The organism is Cryobacterium sp. TMT2-17-1, assembly GCF_004402765.1.
Lineage (GTDB): Bacteria > Actinomycetota > Actinomycetes > Actinomycetales > Microbacteriaceae > Cryobacterium > Cryobacterium sandaracinum.
The window spans coordinates 80424-96476 of sequence record NZ_SOGC01000049.1 but is presented as its reverse complement, the minus strand read 5'-3'; the positions used below and the strand labels follow the sequence as shown (position 1 = coordinate 96476).

The 16053-nt window shown below is 68.9% G+C and carries 14 protein-coding genes; 6 read left to right on the top strand and 8 right to left on the bottom strand.

Features of this window, described 5'->3' with window-relative positions; genetic code table 11:
• Positions 1–72 precede the first annotated feature (72 nt).
• The 6 genes from E3O47_RS14675 (at position 73) to E3O47_RS14650 (ending at position 7454) form a co-directional block, all read left to right on the top strand.
• Positions 73–1245, top strand: coding sequence for an ROK family transcriptional regulator (locus E3O47_RS14675; protein WP_233191414.1), 1173 nt, complete (start codon positions 73–75; stop codon positions 1243–1245).
• Positions 1246–1289: 44 nt separating this feature from the next.
• The gene (locus E3O47_RS14670) at positions 1290–2396 is read left to right on the top strand and encodes an LLM class flavin-dependent oxidoreductase (protein ID WP_104101112.1); all 1107 of its coding nucleotides are present in this window, start codon (positions 1290–1292) and stop codon (positions 2394–2396) included.
• A 23-nt stretch (positions 2397–2419) separates the two neighbouring features.
• A complete protein-coding gene (locus tag E3O47_RS14665; protein WP_134421053.1) occupies positions 2420–3394 on the top strand; it encodes a dihydroorotate dehydrogenase in 975 nt (324 codons plus the stop codon).
• A complete protein-coding gene (locus tag E3O47_RS14660; RefSeq protein ID WP_198411610.1) occupies positions 3394–4371 on the top strand; it encodes a dihydroorotate oxidase electron transfer subunit in 978 nt (325 codons plus the stop codon). The genes E3O47_RS14665 and E3O47_RS14660 overlap by 1 nt, the downstream gene beginning before the upstream one ends.
• 257 nt (positions 4372–4628) lie before the next feature.
• Positions 4629–6902 carry a polyribonucleotide nucleotidyltransferase gene (locus E3O47_RS14655; protein ID WP_134421051.1) on the top strand — a complete coding sequence of 758 codons (2274 nt, stop codon included), beginning with the start codon at positions 4629–4631 and terminating at the stop codon, positions 6900–6902.
• 216 nt (positions 6903–7118) lie between these two features.
• Positions 7119–7454 (top strand): metalloregulator ArsR/SmtB family transcription factor, encoded by a 336-nt coding sequence (locus tag E3O47_RS14650; RefSeq protein ID WP_104195301.1) that lies wholly within the window; start codon positions 7119–7121, stop codon positions 7452–7454.
• Positions 7455–7520: 66 nt separating this feature from the next.
• Here E3O47_RS14650 and E3O47_RS14645 read toward each other — a convergent pair whose 3' ends face one another.
• The 8 genes from E3O47_RS14645 to E3O47_RS14610 all read right to left on the bottom strand — a co-directional run bounded on the left by E3O47_RS14645 (position 7521) and on the right by E3O47_RS14610 (position 15926).
• Complete coding sequence (locus tag E3O47_RS14645) at positions 7521–9071, bottom strand: NADH-quinone oxidoreductase subunit C (RefSeq protein ID WP_134416423.1); 1551 nt, start codon at positions 9069–9071, stop codon at positions 7521–7523.
• Positions 9068–10642, bottom strand: a complete 1575-nt coding sequence (locus E3O47_RS14640) for a proton-conducting transporter membrane subunit (protein ID WP_134421049.1) — start codon at positions 10640–10642, stop codon at positions 9068–9070. The genes E3O47_RS14645 and E3O47_RS14640 overlap by 4 nt, the downstream gene beginning before the upstream one ends.
• Positions 10642–11298, bottom strand: a complete 657-nt coding sequence (locus tag E3O47_RS14635; protein ID WP_104101117.1) for a hypothetical protein — start codon at positions 11296–11298, stop codon at positions 10642–10644. The genes E3O47_RS14640 and E3O47_RS14635 overlap by 1 nt, the downstream gene beginning before the upstream one ends.
• Positions 11299–11306: 8 nt before the next feature.
• Positions 11307–12257, bottom strand: coding sequence for an NADH-quinone oxidoreductase subunit H (locus tag E3O47_RS14630; RefSeq protein WP_104101118.1), 951 nt, complete (start codon positions 12255–12257; stop codon positions 11307–11309).
• Complete coding sequence (locus tag E3O47_RS14625; RefSeq protein WP_134421047.1) at positions 12254–14272, bottom strand: proton-conducting transporter membrane subunit; 2019 nt, start codon at positions 14270–14272, stop codon at positions 12254–12256. The genes E3O47_RS14630 and E3O47_RS14625 overlap by 4 nt, the downstream gene beginning before the upstream one ends.
• Positions 14269–14748 (bottom strand): oxidoreductase, encoded by a 480-nt coding sequence (locus E3O47_RS14620; RefSeq protein WP_198411414.1) that lies wholly within the window; start codon positions 14746–14748, stop codon positions 14269–14271. The genes E3O47_RS14625 and E3O47_RS14620 overlap by 4 nt, the downstream gene beginning before the upstream one ends.
• A gap of 81 nt (positions 14749–14829) precedes the next feature.
• Complete coding sequence (locus tag E3O47_RS14615; RefSeq protein ID WP_233191416.1) at positions 14830–15462, bottom strand: LON peptidase substrate-binding domain-containing protein; 633 nt, start codon at positions 15460–15462, stop codon at positions 14830–14832.
• Positions 15459–15926 (bottom strand): Lrp/AsnC family transcriptional regulator, encoded by a 468-nt coding sequence (locus E3O47_RS14610; protein WP_104101121.1) that lies wholly within the window; start codon positions 15924–15926, stop codon positions 15459–15461. Before E3O47_RS14610 ends, E3O47_RS14615 begins: the two co-directional genes overlap by 4 nt.
• Between the last annotated feature and the right edge of the window lie 127 nt (positions 15927–16053).

Here is a 16053-nt window from a genome sequence, read left to right as displayed (position 1 = left end):
TTCGGGAAATTTGCCGCTCCCGCGAGATGAAAAGTCCGCTCGGGCCAGAGTATTGATGCCACTATGGAATAAATGGCACCTCAGGGGGCGGATATGACCACGGATGCGGCGTCGACAGTGAGCGAGACCTCCCGGGAACTCGCGCGAGCCGTGCTCATCCACGGCCCGATCTCCCGCAGCGACCTCGGCCGTCGCCTGGGACTGTCACCGGCCAGCCTGACGCGGTTGAGCAAGCCGTTCCTCGATTGTGGCCTGTTCGTCGAGGGCAGCGAAGACCGCGACGGAACCGTCGGGCGCCCGGCCCGGCCCTTGGACGTCCGGGTGGATGCCAGTCGGTTCGTCGGGGTGAAACTCACCGGCGACGACGTCTTCGCGGTGCTCACCGACCTGCGGGCCAACGAGGTGGGCTCGGCCCGGCGGGTGCTCGCCGATCACACTGTCGAGCACGTTGTGGCCCGAATCGACGAGGTCGTGCGCGAGCTCGGCGGCCCGGATGGGCTGTCGGCACTCGGCGTCTGCGTGGGTGGGCATGTCACCGGCGCCCGGGTCGTGACCCGGGCGCCGTTCCTGGGCTGGCACGACGTGGACCTGGCCACGCGGCTCGAGCGACTGCTCGGAATTCCGGTCACGATCGAGAACGATGTCGTCGCGCTCACCTCCGCCGAGCAGTGGTTCGGAGCGGTCCGGGGTGTCCCGACCTTCGCGGTTCTGACCATCGGCGTCGGCGTCGGCTACGGACTGGTCGTCAACGACCAGGTGATCGTGACGGCCGACAGCGGCCTGGGCCTCGGTGGGCACATCCCGCTCGACCCGAACGGGCCGCTCTGCCCGGAAGGACACCGCGGCTGCTCGCAGGCAATGCTCACGAGCCAGAGTGTTTCTGCCCAGGTCAGCGTGGCCCTCGGCCGCGAGGTCGACTACGACGAGGTGCTCCGGCTCGCGGTGGAGGGGAACCGGGCTGCGGCATCCGTCGTCACCGCCACCGGTCGCGGACTGGGCCGATTGATCGCGGTGATCGCCAATATCGGGATGCTCGACACGATCGTGCTCTCCGGCGAGGGGATGCCACTGTGGGCGCTGGCATCCGAGGAGGTCATCGCCGCTGCCCGAGCCGACCGCGACCCGGATGCGACACCGCTGACAATCGTCGTTGACGACAGCGGGGTCTCCTCCTGGGCCCGCGGGGCCGCGGCTGTTGCCATCCAGCGCTCGCTCGGCCGATTGGCCGCTGCCGCCAGCGAATAGAATCGTCCATGCGCGCTGCGCGCCGCGCGAGTGGGAGGCTGCACATGCAATTCGGGATCTTCACCGTCGGTGACCTCACGGTCAACCCCACGACGGGCCACACCCCCACCGAGCACGAGCGCATCACGGCCATGGTCGCCATCGCCGAGAAGGCCGAAGAGGTCGGCCTCGACGTCTTCGCCGCCGGTGAGCACCACAACCCGCCCTTCGTGCCCTCGTCGCCGACGACGCTGCTCGGCTACATCGCCGCGAAGACCGAGCGCATCATCCTCTCCACGGCCACGACATTGATCACGACGAACGACCCGGTCAAGATCGCCGAAGACTTCGCCATGCTCCAGCACCTCTCCGGTGGGCGGGTCGACCTGATGCTCGGTCGCGGCAACACCGGCCCGGTCTACCCGTGGTTCGGCCAGGACGTGCGCCAGGGCATCCCGCTGGCGCTGGAGAACTACGCGCTGCTGCGCCGGTTGTGGCGCGAGGACGTCGTGGACTGGGAGGGCCAGTTCCGCACCCCGCTGCAGGGGTTCCAGTCGACGCCGCGCCCGCTCGACGGGGTGCCGCCGTTCGTCTGGCACGCCAGCATTCGCAGCCCGGAGATCGCCGAGCAGGCCGCGTTCTACGGTGACGGCTTCTTCGCCAACAACATCTTTTGGCCCAGGGAGCACTACCTCAAGCTGATCGGGCTCTACCGGGCCCGGTTCGAGCACTACGGCCACGGTCGAGCCGACCAGGCCATCGTGGGCCTCGGCGGGCAGGTCTTCATGCGCACGAACTCGCAGGACGCCGTCGACGAATTCCGGCCCTACTTCGACAACGCCCCGGTCTACGGCCACGGCCCGAGCCTCGAGGAGTTCACCGAGCAGACGCCGCTGACCGTCGGCAGCCCGCAGCAGATCATCGACCGCTACGCCGGCATGCGCGACTACTTCGGCGACTACCAGCGTCAGCTCTTCCTGATCGACCACGCCGGACTGCCGTTGAAAACCGTGCTCGATCAGCTCGACATCCTCGGCGGCGAGGTGGTGCCCGTGCTCCGCACGGAGCTGGCCGTGAACCGGCCCGCTCACGTTCCCGACGCACCCACGCATGCCTCGCTGAAGGCCGACGCCGCGATAAGTCTGCTCGCGGCATCCGTCGCCCGCCCGTGACCTCTCCCGCGGAAGCAGACACCATGACCATCGCGCCGCCTCAGCCATCAATGGATGCGCGCCGCGCCTTCTTCGACGCCCGTCCCGCCGCCTCCGTGGCGGTCGACCTCTCCGTGCGAATCGGCAGCCTCACCCTCGCCAACCCGGTCATGCCGGCCTCGGGCTGCTTCGGGCCTTCGCTCGGACGCTTGATCCCGGTCGCCGAGCTTGGCGCCGTGGTCACCAAGACCGTGTTCGGCACCCCGCGCGGCGGCAACCCGGCGCACCGGCTGACCGAGCTCCGGGCCGGGATGGTCAACAGCGTCGGCATCCCGAGCCGCGGGGCCGCCGGCTACCTGGCGTCGCAACACCCGCTCTACCTGGCGCTCGGCGTGCCCGTGATCGTCAGCGTCGGCGGCCACCGTTCGGGCGAGTACGCCCCCGTCGTGCGGGGCCTGCGGGGAGCGGGCGACGCCTACGAGCTCAACGTGTCCTGTCCGAACCTCGACCGCCACGGCACCGACATCGGCTCCGATCCCGACGCCATCGGGAAGGTCGTGCATGCTGTGCGCCTGGAGACCGACAAGCCCCTGATCGTCAAGCTGCCGGTGCTCGTCTCTTCGATCGCGGACTGTGCCCAGGCCGCTGAGGCGGCCGGCGCCGACGCCGTCTGCGTGGCCAACTCGATCCCGGCGCTGCCGCTCACGGCCGCTACGCGGAGCCCCATTCTCGGCAACGTGATCGGCGGTCTGTCCGGCCCGAATATCCGCCCGGTCGTGCTGCGGTTGGTCTGGTTGGCCTCCCGAGCGGTCGACATCCCGGTGATCGCCTGCGGCGGGATCGAAACCGCCGACGACGCCCTCGACTACTTCTCGGTCGGCGCCCACGCCGTGCAGGTCGGCACGGCCAGCTTCGGACGCCCGTTCGCCATGGTCGAAATCGTTCGCGCCCTGCAGGAGCGCTGCGAGGGCGTCGCCGCGGCCGACATCACCGGACTGATCGAATTGTGGAGGGCCTGATGACCGTTACGACCGCCCTCGGGGCCCTCGCCGCCCTGCGCCGCCAGCAGGCGTTCGCCGCGGCCGACGAGGCCGCGCTGGACGGCCTCATCGCGGTGCGACCGCCCGAGCGGATGCCTCGGCCCGACCCGGTCTGGGACGACGCCCGCGTTCTCGTGCACGAGGTCGTGGGAGAGCGGTACCGCCGGCTCGTACTGGCCACCGACACCATTGCGACGACCGCCCTCGCCGGACAGTTCCTGATGATCACCGTGCCCCCCACAGGCGGGGAGCGCATCCTGCTCCCACGCCCGATGGCCATCCACCGCCGCCACCCCGACCAGGGCACCGTGGAGGTCATCTACGGCTCGGCCGGCCGCGGCACCACCGCGCTCACCGACGTACTCGTGGGCGAGAGCCTCCTGGTCACCGGCCCGCTGGGCCGCGGCTTCGAGTTCCCGGATGCCGCCCTCCCGACTGAGACTGGTCCAGAGGCGCCCCGCACGGCCCTGATGATCGGCCGCGGTGTCGGCGTCTGCGCCATCATGGGCTCGGTCGAAGACGCCGCCCGGCTCGGCATCGCCGCCACGGTCGTGCTCAGCGGGAGGTCGCCGGCCAATCTGATCGGCCTGGCCGACTGCGCCGAGCTGGGCGCCACGGTCATCCCCGTCACCGACGACGACGGCTCGAGCGCGCTGCCGGCGCTCGGCGAACGGCTGCGCGGGCTTTTCGCCTGGGCTCCGCCCGACGTCATCCTGGCCTGCGGCGCCGGAGTTCTCGCCCGCCTCGCCGCCGATCTCGGCGCCGAGTGGGGCGCGCCGGTGCAGGTCTCGCTGGAGGCTCACATGGCCTGCGGCCTCGGCTACTGCCACGGATGCGCCGCGCCCGTCGCCACGGATCCCGCCGTCGAGGGGCCGCTGGTCTGCGTCGACGGCCCGGTGTTCGACGCCGTGCTGCCGGACCGGGGCGCGGCCGGGCGCGAGAAACCAGCAGGCTGAACGTCTTCTGTTAGGCTTGAGGAGGTTAATCCTTGGATTGGCCACGCAGAATCACGCTCAGTACGGAGCAGACCGGCAGCGCGCTGGTCCTCGGTGGTGGTTTCCCAACTTGCCGGCAACATCCGCAGTTGGTGAATTTCTACTGGTGGCCAGCTCTCGCACCTTGCTTCTCCGCGTCCAGCTCGCGCGCCATACGGGCAACCGAGTCTTCATCGCCAGAATGGCGAGAAGCAAAAACCAAAGGAGAGAACCCCCATATGGAGGGTCCAGAAATCACGTTCGCCGAAACCGTTATCGATAACGGCAAGTACGGCACACGCACCATCCGTTTCGAAACCGGGCGTCTCGCCCAGCAGGCGCAGGGCTCTGCCGCCGCCTACATCGACGAAGAGACCATGCTTCTCTCCGCCACGAGCGCCAGCAAGCAGCCGAAGGAGAACTTCGACTTCTTCCCCCTTACCATTGACGTCGAAGAGCGCATGTACGCTGCCGGACGCATCCCGGGCAGCTTCTTCCGTCGCGAAGGTCGCCCGTCGACCGAGGCCATCCTCACCTGCCGTCTGATCGACCGGCCGCTGCGCCCGTCCTTCGTCGACGGACTCCGCAACGAGATCCAGGTTGTCGTCACCGTTCTGGCCATCGCGCCGGATGAGTACTACGACGTGCTCGCGATCAACGCGGCCTCGATGTCGACCCAGCTCGCCGGCCTCCCCTTCTCGGGCCCGATCGGTGGCGTTCGCGTCGCCCTCATCCCCGACGAGAACGGCTCCGGCCAGTGGGTTGCGTTCCCGAAGCACTCGCAGATCGTCGACGCCGTGTTCAGCATGGTCGTCGCCGGTCGCGTGGTGACCGACGCCAACGGCGCGCAGGACGTCGCGATCATGATGATCGAGGCCGAAGCCACCGACAACGCCTGGGATCTCATCAAGGGCGGCGCCATCAAGCCGAACGAAGAGGTCATCGCCGAGGGCATCGAAGCCTCGAAGCCCTTCATCAAGCAGCTCATCGAGGCGCAGCAGAAGGTTGCCGCCTCGGCCGCCAAGCCGACCGGCGCCTACCCGGTGTTCCCGTCCTACCAGCCGGCCACCTACGACGCCGTCGCCGCTCTCGCGAACGACCAGTTGAAGGCCGTCTATCAGATCGCCGACAAGATCGAGCGCCAGAATGCGGATGACGCGCTCAAGGCATCCGTCAAGGAGGCCATCGCGGCCAAGGTCGCCGCCGGCGAACTCGACGCCAGCGCGAACAACCAGGTTTCCGCCGCGTACAAGTCGGTCACCAAGCTCGTCGTGCGCTCGCGCGTTCTCAACGAGGGCATCCGCATCGACGGCCGTGGGCTCGCGGACATCCGCCCGCTCGACGCCGAGGTTGCCATCATCCCGCGCGTGCACGGTTCCGCGATCTTCCAGCGCGGCGAGACCCAGATTCTGGGTGTCACCACGCTGAACATGCTCAAGCTCGAGCAGACGATCGACTCCTTGAGCCCGGTCACCAAGAAGCGCTATATGCACAACTACAATTTCCCGCCCTACTCGACCGGTGAAACCGGCCGCGTCGGAACGCCGAAGCGCCGCGAGATCGGCCACGGAGCGCTCGCTGAGCGTGCCCTGGTCCCCGTGCTGCCGACGCGTGAGGAATTCCCCTACGCCATCCGTCAGGTCTCCGAGGCGCTCAGCTCCAACGGATCCACCTCGATGGGTTCCGTCTGTGCCTCGACCCTGTCACTGCTCAACGCCGGTGTGCCGCTGCGCGCACCTGTCGCCGGCATCGCCATGGGCCTCATCTCCGACACCGTTGACGGCAAGACCCGCTACGCGGCTCTCACCGACATCCTCGGCGCCGAAGATGCCCTCGGCGACATGGACTTCAAGGTCGCCGGCACGAGCGAGTTCGTCACCGCGATCCAGCTCGACACGAAGCTCGACGGCATCCCGGCATCCGTTCTCGCCGGCGCGCTCACCCAGGCCAAGGACGCTCGCGCGACCATCCTGGCCGTGCTGAACGCCGCCATCGACCGTCCCGACGAGATGGCACCGACCGCGCCCCGCGTGATCAGCGTCCAGATCCCGGTCGACAAGATCGGCGAGCTGATCGGCCCGAAGGGCAAGATGATCAACTCGATCCAGGACCAGACCGGTGCCGACATCTCCATCGAGGAAGACGGCACGGTGTACATCGGCGCCGTTGACGGACCGTCGGCCGAGGCCGCTCGCGCCATGGTCAACGCCGTCGCGAACCCGACCAACCCGGAGATCGGCGAGCAGTTCCTCGGAACCGTCGTCAAGATCGCCGCGTTCGGCGCATTCGTCTCCCTGCTCCCCGGCAAGGACGGCCTGCTGCACATCAGTGAGGTGCGCAAGCTCGCCGGTGGCAAGCGGGTTGAGAACGTCGAAGACGTGCTCGGCGTGGGCCAGAAGGTCCTCGTGGAGATCACCAAGATTGACGACCGTGGCAAGCTCTCGCTCGCCCCGGTCCTCGATGAGTCGGCCAAGGCCGGCACCGAGGACGCACCGGTTCCGACCGAGGCGTAGTCCGCTAGATCTACCGACAACCTCTCGCCAGGTCAGTCGGCTAGACGGAAAGCCCGTCCTGCTCCGGCAGGGCGGGCTTTTTGCATCCCGCGGTGGTCGAGTGCCCGCCCGATGTCGCGCGTGTTCCCGATCCGGCGGCCGATCCCGTTCCCCGCGGCTCAAGACCAGCACCTATTTGAAAGTATTACAGGTTAGCGATATGATCAGACTGTGTCGATGACCGGACTACCCATGGCCCAATTAAAGTCTGACCTCTTCAAGGCTCTCGGGCATCCGTTGCGGGTGCAGGTTCTGGAGCAGTTGGCCGGCGGGGAACGCTCCGTCGGAAGTCTGGCCGAGGTGCTCGGGGCGGAACTGTCGAACCTGTCCCAGCAGCTGGGGGTCCTGCGCCGCGCCGGCGTTGTCGCCACCCGACGAGAGGGCAACACCATCTTCTACGGTCTGCGGGACCCGGGTGTCGCCGAGCTCCTGGCCATCTCCAAACGGATGTTGGTGTCCAGCCTTGAAGACTCCCACGCCCTGCTCCGCACCATCGAGCAGGACTCGCAGTAGCCCGAGCCCTAGGCCTGCTCCGTCCCGGACGAATTGGTTCGACACCGGGCTATAGCGGACGCGCCGCTAGAGGTCGTTGCCGGCGTAGGACTGGTTGAAGCTCTTGTTCACGAGGGGGAAGTCCGGCACGATCGTCTCGGACAGGGCCACGGGCAGCGCAGGCCAGTTGAAGTAGGACGGGTCGACGACCTTCAGCCGCGTGATGGCACCGTCTGGCCCTAGTTCGACCCGGTGGCAGATGGTTCCGCGCCAGCCCTCGACGAGGGCAAGGCCGCTCGCCGCCACCGTCGTCGCCGCCACCGTCGTCGCCGCCACCGTCGTCGCCGCCACCGGAGATGACGCCGCGGCCGCACCACCACGGTGCGCGCCCAGCCGGGCGATGAGGTCGATCGCCACCGCAATGGACACCTCGAACTCGCCCGCGCGCACCCGGTAGCGGCTGAGCACGTCGCCGCCGGTGTCGGTGACTACGTGGAAGTGCTCACCCAGATCGACGAAGGGATGGTCGCGGCGGGCGTCGGCGTCGACACCGGATGCCCGCGCCACATAGCCCAGCGTGCCCATGGCCTCGGCCTGGCTGGTGGGCAACGGGGCCGTGCCGGTGAACCGGTCCCGCACGATCGCGTGCCCGAGGGTGATCGCGATGATCTCCTGAACGTCGGCGGCGACGCCGCGGAGGGCGGCGGAATCCGGCAGGGCGAGAACGCGTACCCCGCCCACCGACAGCGCCCCGCGCAGGAAGCGGTGGCCGGTGACGGTCTTGTTGATGCGCAGTAGTGTTTCGCGGAGCCGTTGAGTGTGCGAGTTCACGACGCCGAACCCCACGTCGTTGGCCAGCGAACCGAGGTCGGAGACGTGGTTGTAGAGGCGTTCGAGTTCGAGCAGCAGGGCGCGCAGCAGGCGGTCGGGCTCGGAGATCTCGATGCCGGAGGCCGCCTCGATCGCCATCGTGTAGGCCAGCGTGTGGCCGATGACGGTGTCGCCGGCGATCTGCTCGGCCATATCGATGCCGTCCGCAGGCAGACGACCCTCGAAGAGCCGCTCGACGCCGCGGTGCATGTACCACTGGCGGGCTTCCATCCGCACGATGGTCTCGCCGACCACGGAGAAGCGGAAGTGGCCCGGGTCGATGATGCCGGCGTGGATGGGGCCGACGGCGATCTCGTAGACCCCGGGGCCCTCGACCTCCACGAACGGGAACGACTCGACGTCGGGTTCGAATTCGGGGGTGGCCGTGGCGTCCTTCCGCATCGGGTACCAGCCGCGGGGCCAGTGGCCGTGGCGCACCAACCGGTGGGGCTGAGGGTGGTTCGCCGGCCGCACGCCGAACAGGTCGCGGGTGCCGCGCTCGAAGTTGCCGGCCGGGAACGAGAGGTCGGCCAGGCTCGGAATCCAGGCGTCGTCATAGGGGACGGGCACGACGAGGTCGATCTGGCGCCGGGGGAAGACGGCGACGAAGGAGTAGACCACGCGCAGCCGGTCGCCGTCGTCGTGGCCCGCGACCAAAGCGAGCCGGTTTCCATCGGTCAGCAAGGCGGCGGCTTCGCCCCGGAGTTCGTCGCGCGTGAGCGTGCGCACCTCGGGGGTGGCGGCTCGCACCGGATTCGGGGTCGTCATTGGATTCCTCCCAGAACCTCGGCCGCACGCGTCAGGAGTGTGCCGACCGGCTCCGCTATGAAGGCCACCACCGCGGTGGTGCCCAGGGCGAGGATGAGCGGCAGCATCGGCCCGTGCCCCGACCGGTCCGGCACGAGGGGGTCGTCCGGGTGCGGCTCGGCGTCCGCCGGGGTGACGGATGCGCTCGGAACGGAGACCGGGACGGCTCCGGTGACGGATGCCCCGGCCCCCGCAGCCGGGACGGCCGCAGCCGGGACGACCGGGACGGCCGTGGCCGCAGGCGCCCCGATCGTCATGGCCACCGTCAACCGGGTGAGGCTGGCGAAGATGACGAGCAGCAGTACCAGAGCGATGCCGACCACCACGCCCAGGCCGGTGGAAAAGCCGGCCACGATGATGCCGACCTCGGAAAAGAAGATGCTGAACGGCGGGAACCCGATCAGAGCGGCCATGGCGATCAGCCAGGGCACGGCCAGCCCCGGCCGCCGCACGAGCAGGGCGCGCACGTCGTCGATCTTCGGAGTGCCCTCGACCTCGAGGATGCGGCCCGAGATCACGAACAGGGTGGCCTTGGTCAGCCCGTGGCCGAGCACGTACAGCAGCACGGCCGGCAGGGCCGCCGGGCCGATGGCCGCGCCGACGGCCATCATGCCCATGTGCTCGATACTGGAGTAGGCCAGCATCCGTTTGAAGTCGCGCTGGCGGATCAGAAGCGCTGCCGCCACGAAGAGGGAGAGCAGCCCGCCGACGCTGAGCATGATGCGCAGGAAATCCGGCCCGATCACGGCGTCGGTGATGGTCTGAATGCGCAGGATGGCGTAGAGGGCGACCGCGAGCAGGACGCCGGACATGAGCCCTGAGACGGGCGCGGGCGCCTGGCTGTGCGCGTCGGGCAGCCAGCTGTGCATGGGGGCGAGCCCGGCCTTGGTGGCGAAGCCGAGCACGGCGAGGGCGCCGCCGGCGCGGATCAACGCGGGGTCGAGTGGCAGGCCGGCCTGGCTGAGCACGAGCCAGGACAGGGTTGCCTCGCCCGTGCCGCGCGAGGCGGCGTAGATGAGCACGATGCCGAGCAGGGCGATGGCCACGCCGACGGAGCCGAGGATGACGTACTTCCAGGCAGCTTCCAGCGATCGGGGGGTGCGGTGGTGGCCGACCAGGAAGGCCGTGGCGATGGTGGTGGCCTCGACCGCGGCCCACATCAGGCCGATGTTGTCGGCGAGCACCGCGAGGCTCATCGCGGCCAGGAAGATCGAGATCAGGGCGTCGTAGGAGCCGGTGAACCGCGCGGGCTCGGCCGTCGCGTGGCCGAGCCCACCCCAGGTGGAGACAAGCCCGACGGCGCCGACCACGGTGAGCATGTAGGCGCTGAGCGCGTCGGCGCGGAGCAGCCCGCCGCCCAGTGTGGGAACTTCGTCCGCGAGCACGACGCTCACCAGGAGCAGGCCCGAGATGAGCACGGCAACGCTGGAGGCGATGGGGCTGAGCCGGCGTAGTGCGGGGGAGGGCACGCCGAGGCTCAGTACGGCGAGGAGGGCCGGAATGGCCAGAGGGGTCCAGAGGGCGAATGACATCAGTCGTGCAACTTTCTGAGCTGATCGATCTCGGTGTTGCCGAACTTGGTGCGCATACGGCCGGCGAAGACGTAGAGGATGACGACGACCAGCAGCACGTCGAGGGAGATGCCGAGCTCGAGGAACAGCGGCACACCGCCCGAGGTCAGGAACGCGACGGTGGCGATGCCGTTGTCGAGCACGAGGAAGCCGATCAGCTGTGATCCGGCCTGCCGGCGGGTGACCAGCAGCAGGAAACCGATCAGCACCATGGCCAGGCCGATCGGAGCCGCGTGTGCCGAGATGCTGATGTCGCCGGCGAGCACCCGACTGGCCACGACGTAGCTGAGGATGGTCAGAAGCGCCACGGTCAGCAGGGCCGCCGTCGGGTTGAGGCGCGGCGCCTCATCCGTTCGCGTGGTGGCGTGGGTCTCGCGGGCGAGCACCCACGGCAGGCCCATACCCTTGACCAGCAGTACGAGCAGCGAGACGAGGATCACCTCGACCTCGCCCTCCTCCAGGCCGATCACGGCGACCAGTGCGGCCAGCGCGAAGCCCTGCACGCTGAGCAGCCGGATCGACGCCAGCAGCGAGTGCCGCCAGACCATCAGGGCGCTGGTGAGCAGCAGGGTGCCGGTGCAGAGACCGATCAGCTGCGGGTAAATGGTGGTGAACACGGATGCTCCTAAGCGACCAGGTAGGAAGCGGTGACAGCCAGCAGGCCGAGGGCGAACGACCCCGCCAGCAGCTCGGGCACGCGGAACAGCCGCGCCTTGGCCAGGAAGACCTCACCCACGCTGAGCACAACGCCCAGCAGCAGGATTTTCACGGTGACGGCGCCCACGCCGACTATCACGCCGAGCACCGAGAAGTCGGTCATGATTCCCCACGGCACGATCAGGTTGCTGAGCAGGCCGAGCAGGGCGGCCAGCTTGAGCCAGGAGCCGAGTTCGAGCCAGACCAGGTCGCGGCCGGAGGCCTCGAGCACCATGGCCTCGTGCAGCATGGTCACTTCGAGGTGGGTCGACGGGTTGTCGACCGGCAGACGGCTGGTCTCGGCCATGATGGCGATGGCCAGGGCGACCATGGCCAGCAGGCTGACCGGGGAGATGATCACGGCCGGATTCAGGAGCCGGGTCTCCACGATCAGCGAGAGGGTGGAGGTGCCGGCCGGGATGGAGAGCGCGTAGACCGCGAGCAGCAGGGTCGGCTCGACCAGAGCGGCGACGGTCATGTGACGGCTGGAACCCATTCCGCCGAACGCGGTGCCGGCGTCGAGGCCGACCAGGGCCAGGGCCACCACGCCGACCAGCATGATGGAGACGATCACGAACAGGTCGCTGGGGATGAGCGGCAGCGGCAGGGTGCCGACCAGCGGCAGCAGTGCGCAGAGCAGCAGGCTGGAGACCAGGAGGGTGACCGGACCGGCCGCGAGCATCCAGCTGCTGTCGGCGGCGCGCACCGGGTTCTTCGCCAGGAGCTTGCGTACATCGCGCCACGGCTGCCAGATGCCGGAACCGGCCCGGCCTTCGAGAAGGGCCCGCACCTGGCGGATCACGCCGATCAGGAGGGGGGCGAGGAACACGAACAGCACCAGCTGAACCAGGGCGATGATGATCGCCGCGGCGCCGGTCACAGGGACACCACGATCAGAACGGAAAGCAGGGCGACGAAGGAATAGGACAGGTAGCGATGGATACTGCCGTTCTGCGCGCGTCGGGCCAGAATGCCGAACCGTTGCATGAGGTTCAGCACCGGGCGGTAGAGCCGGGTCTCGACCACGTCGGACACGGTCTGTTCCACGTGGACGCGTTCCACCAGGTAGCGGGATTCACCCACGTGGGTGACCTCCACGTCGCGGGTGGGCCGGAGCACGTCGTCGAAGACGCGCACCAGCGGCTCGGCATACGAGGTGGCCGTGTACTGCATCCGCGGCCGCAGCCGTGACCCGCCGCCGGCCCAGGGGAGCGGCGAGGTACGGGTGGGGTGGCGCCGGGCGGAAATAAACAGCGTGATCAGCACGGGCGCGAGCAGCAGGCCGGCCAGCACGATGAAGGTGGTGGGGTCGAGTACGGCGTCAATGCCGCGGGCGTCCAGGCCGGCGAGGCCGATGGTGCGCACGTCGGGGGCGAACGCCGGGCCCACGGCCGAGCCGATGGCCACGGCGAGCGGGCCCGGTAGCAGGCCGAGCCCGACCACGAGGAGGGCGCCGAGCACGAGCGGGATGCGCATGATGACGGGCACCTCGTCGGCCAGTGCGGCCTTCCGGGAGCGCGGGCGGGCCAGGAAGGCGATCCCGTAGGCCTTGACGAAGGTGAGCAGGGCCAGCCCGGCGGTCAGGGCGATCACGGCGACCGCGAGTGGCATGGCCACGGATGCCGCGACGGAGACGACCTCCCCGTCGACCCGTGAACCGTGGATCAGAGCCTGCAGCAGCATCCACTCGGCGACGAACCCGCTCGTGACGGGCAGGGCCGCGGCGCCCATGGCGGCCCCGCCGAACGCGGCAGCGGTCCAGGGCATCCGGCTGCCGAGGCCGCCGAGCCGGTCGAGATTCATCTCGCCGGCCGCGCGGGCCACGGCGCCGGCCCCGAGGAACAGGGTGGACTTGAACGCGGAGTGGCTGAGCATCAGCAGCAGGGCGGCGACAAGGGCCGCGTCGGCCGCGGCAGCTGCGTTGTCGGCGCGCAGCAAAACGGATGCCCCGAGCCCCAGGAACACCAGCCCCATGTTCTCGGTCGTGGAGTAGGCCAGCAGCACCTTGAGGTTGCTCGCCACGGAGGCCTGCAGAATCCCGTAGAGCGCGGACACCCCGCCGAGCACCATGATCAGCACTCCCCACCAGGCCGGGCCGTTCGGCAGCAGCCGTACGACGACGAGGAGTGCGCCGTAGACGCCGATGTTGACCATCGCGCCGCTCATCGCTGCGGCGACGTGGCCGGGGGCCTCGGGCAGCACCCGCGGAACCCAGACGTGCAGGGGCACGAGCTCAGCCTTGCCGCCGAAGCCGAGCAGCAGCAGCAGGAAGGCCACGCTCGCCTGCCAGGTGAAGGGATCGATGGTGGCGAGGTCGGCGAACCCGGTGCCGCCGGCCAGGCCGGCGAGCATGGCGAAGCCGGCCAGCACGAAGAAGAAGCTCAGCTGCGACATCGCCGAGTACCAGACCAGGGCGGAGGCGACCGTGCCGCGGGTGGCGTGATGGGCCAGCAGGAGCGCCGTGGAGCCGAGCGTCATGATCTCTAAGAACAGCAGGAACGACACCACGTCGGTTGCGGCCGGCACGAGCTGCATGCCGGAGAGGAACACGGCCATCGACAGCCACGAGGTGCGCGAGGCCGAGGCCACGCGGGCCGAGCCGATCCCGAACAGGGAGGCGAGCACGCCGACGACGGAGACGACCACCATGACCAGTCCGCCGAGGCGGTCGGGGGAGAGCACGAGCGGGTCCATCGGCAGGGCGGTGGGGATGCTCAGCGACCCGGTGCCGCCGGAGAGCGCGATCGCACCGGTGACGACGCCGGCCACGGCGAGCAGGGTGCAGAAAAATCCGCTGACCCGCGAGCGCCATGAGGTGGGTGTGAGCAGGGCCGCGGCGATGGCGACCACGAGCAGCAGGGTCTGGCCGAGCAGGCCGGCTTCGAGGGCGGTCATCGACCGGTCATCCGGCGCAGTGCTTCGACGATGACGGCCGGCTCGGGCGGGTTGCCCGGCACGGACAGGTCGACGTGCACGAAGTCCGACACCGGCCCGGCCACGCCGTAACCCTCGGCGAAGACGCCGCCGGTGATGGCGCAGTCGCCGACCGCGATCACGAAGCGGGGGGTCGGCGTGGCGTCAATGGTGCGGCGCATCGGCTCGATCAGGTTGCGGGTCACGGCACCCGTGATCACGAGCACGTCGGCGTGACGCGGCGACGCGACCAGACGGATGCCGTAGCGTTCGACGTCGTAGACCGGGCCGAACGCGCTCTGCACCTCCATCGCGCAGTCGTTGCAGCTGCCGGCGTTGATGAAGCGCACCTGCACGCTGCCGCCGAAGACCTCGGCGCCGGGGAACAGGGCCGGGGCCGGTGGGGCCGCTTCGGCGATGCGGCCACTGGTTCGGATGAGGTTCAGGAGTCGTTTCACGCTCAACTCAGGCTCCGTGTGGCACGATACATCATTACTTCTTTATATACCTATATGATGAATTTATCAAATAGATTGGGGTTATTCTTCGGGCCAGGGCGCGCTGAGGGAGTCCACGGCTTCCTGGGTGTACTCGATCACCGCCGTGAGGAGCTGCTCCATCGAGGTGGACCGCAGCAGTTCGATCTGGTCCAGAGGGCCCAGCGGGGCGATGCCGGCGATCTGCCAGGCGGCCGCCGTCGGATCCCGGGACAGCTCCACCGTCGAGGGCCAGAGCTGGTCGGCGAATTCGCTTGCGAGGGCCAGGGCGCGTCGCACGGCCTGCTCGGCCCGGTCCCGCAGTGGCAGCAGGTCGTCGTCCCAGTCCAGCTCGGCAAGGTCGCGCACCGTGGCCTGGGGGTGCGGGTCTTCGGTCAGCCAGTCGATGACCTCGACCCGGCGTTCGCCCTGGGCGGTCACCCCGACGAATCCCTCGGAGGCCTCGAGTTCGGTGATCTGGGCCACGGTCCCGTAGTGGAACCGCCGCTCGCCGCCGCCGACCTCCTGGCCGCGTTCGATCAGCACCACGCCGAACTCGGCCGGCTCCTCCTTGAGGATGCGCGACAGCATGACCAGGTAGCGGTCCTCGAACACCCGCAGCTGCAGCGGCATATAGGGAAACAGCACCGACCCGAGCGGGAACATCGGCAGGGACGTCACCGGCAGCGCGGTCATGGGCGGGTACGCTCCAGCAGCGGGGTGATCCGGTAGGGGATCAGCTCGCCCATGGCCAGGGACGTCTCGGTGCGATCGACACCCTCGCAGGCGAGGATGGTGCCGTCGATGCGGAACAGGTCGTCGGCATCCGCGCACACCACGCGCACCAGGATGTCGGTCGCCCCGCTCATGCCGTGCGCCTGCACGATTTGCGGAATGCGGGCGAGCTCGGCCACGATCTGGGCGAGGCGTTTCTGCTGCACGTGCACCTCGATGAAGGCCGTCAGCGGATAGCCCAGCGCGACCGGATTGATGCGGCGGTCGAAGGAGAGGAACGCGTTCGACTCCTCAAGCCTGGCCATGCGCGCCTGCACCGTGTTGCGGGAGAGGCGCAGCTGCTGGGCGAGCGCCACGAACGTGCTGCGCGGTTCGGCGCACAGAGCGCGGAGCAACTGTAAGTCGACTTTGTCCAGACTGTGCATACTGCTCGAAGGTAGCAGGCAGGGTGCCCCATGAATAGGGCAAATTGCTCAAAATTCATTGTCATGGTTGTGCTCCGTGTCGCGGAATCGTACGCTCTCAACAACTTCGGCAACGACGCTGGGAGCG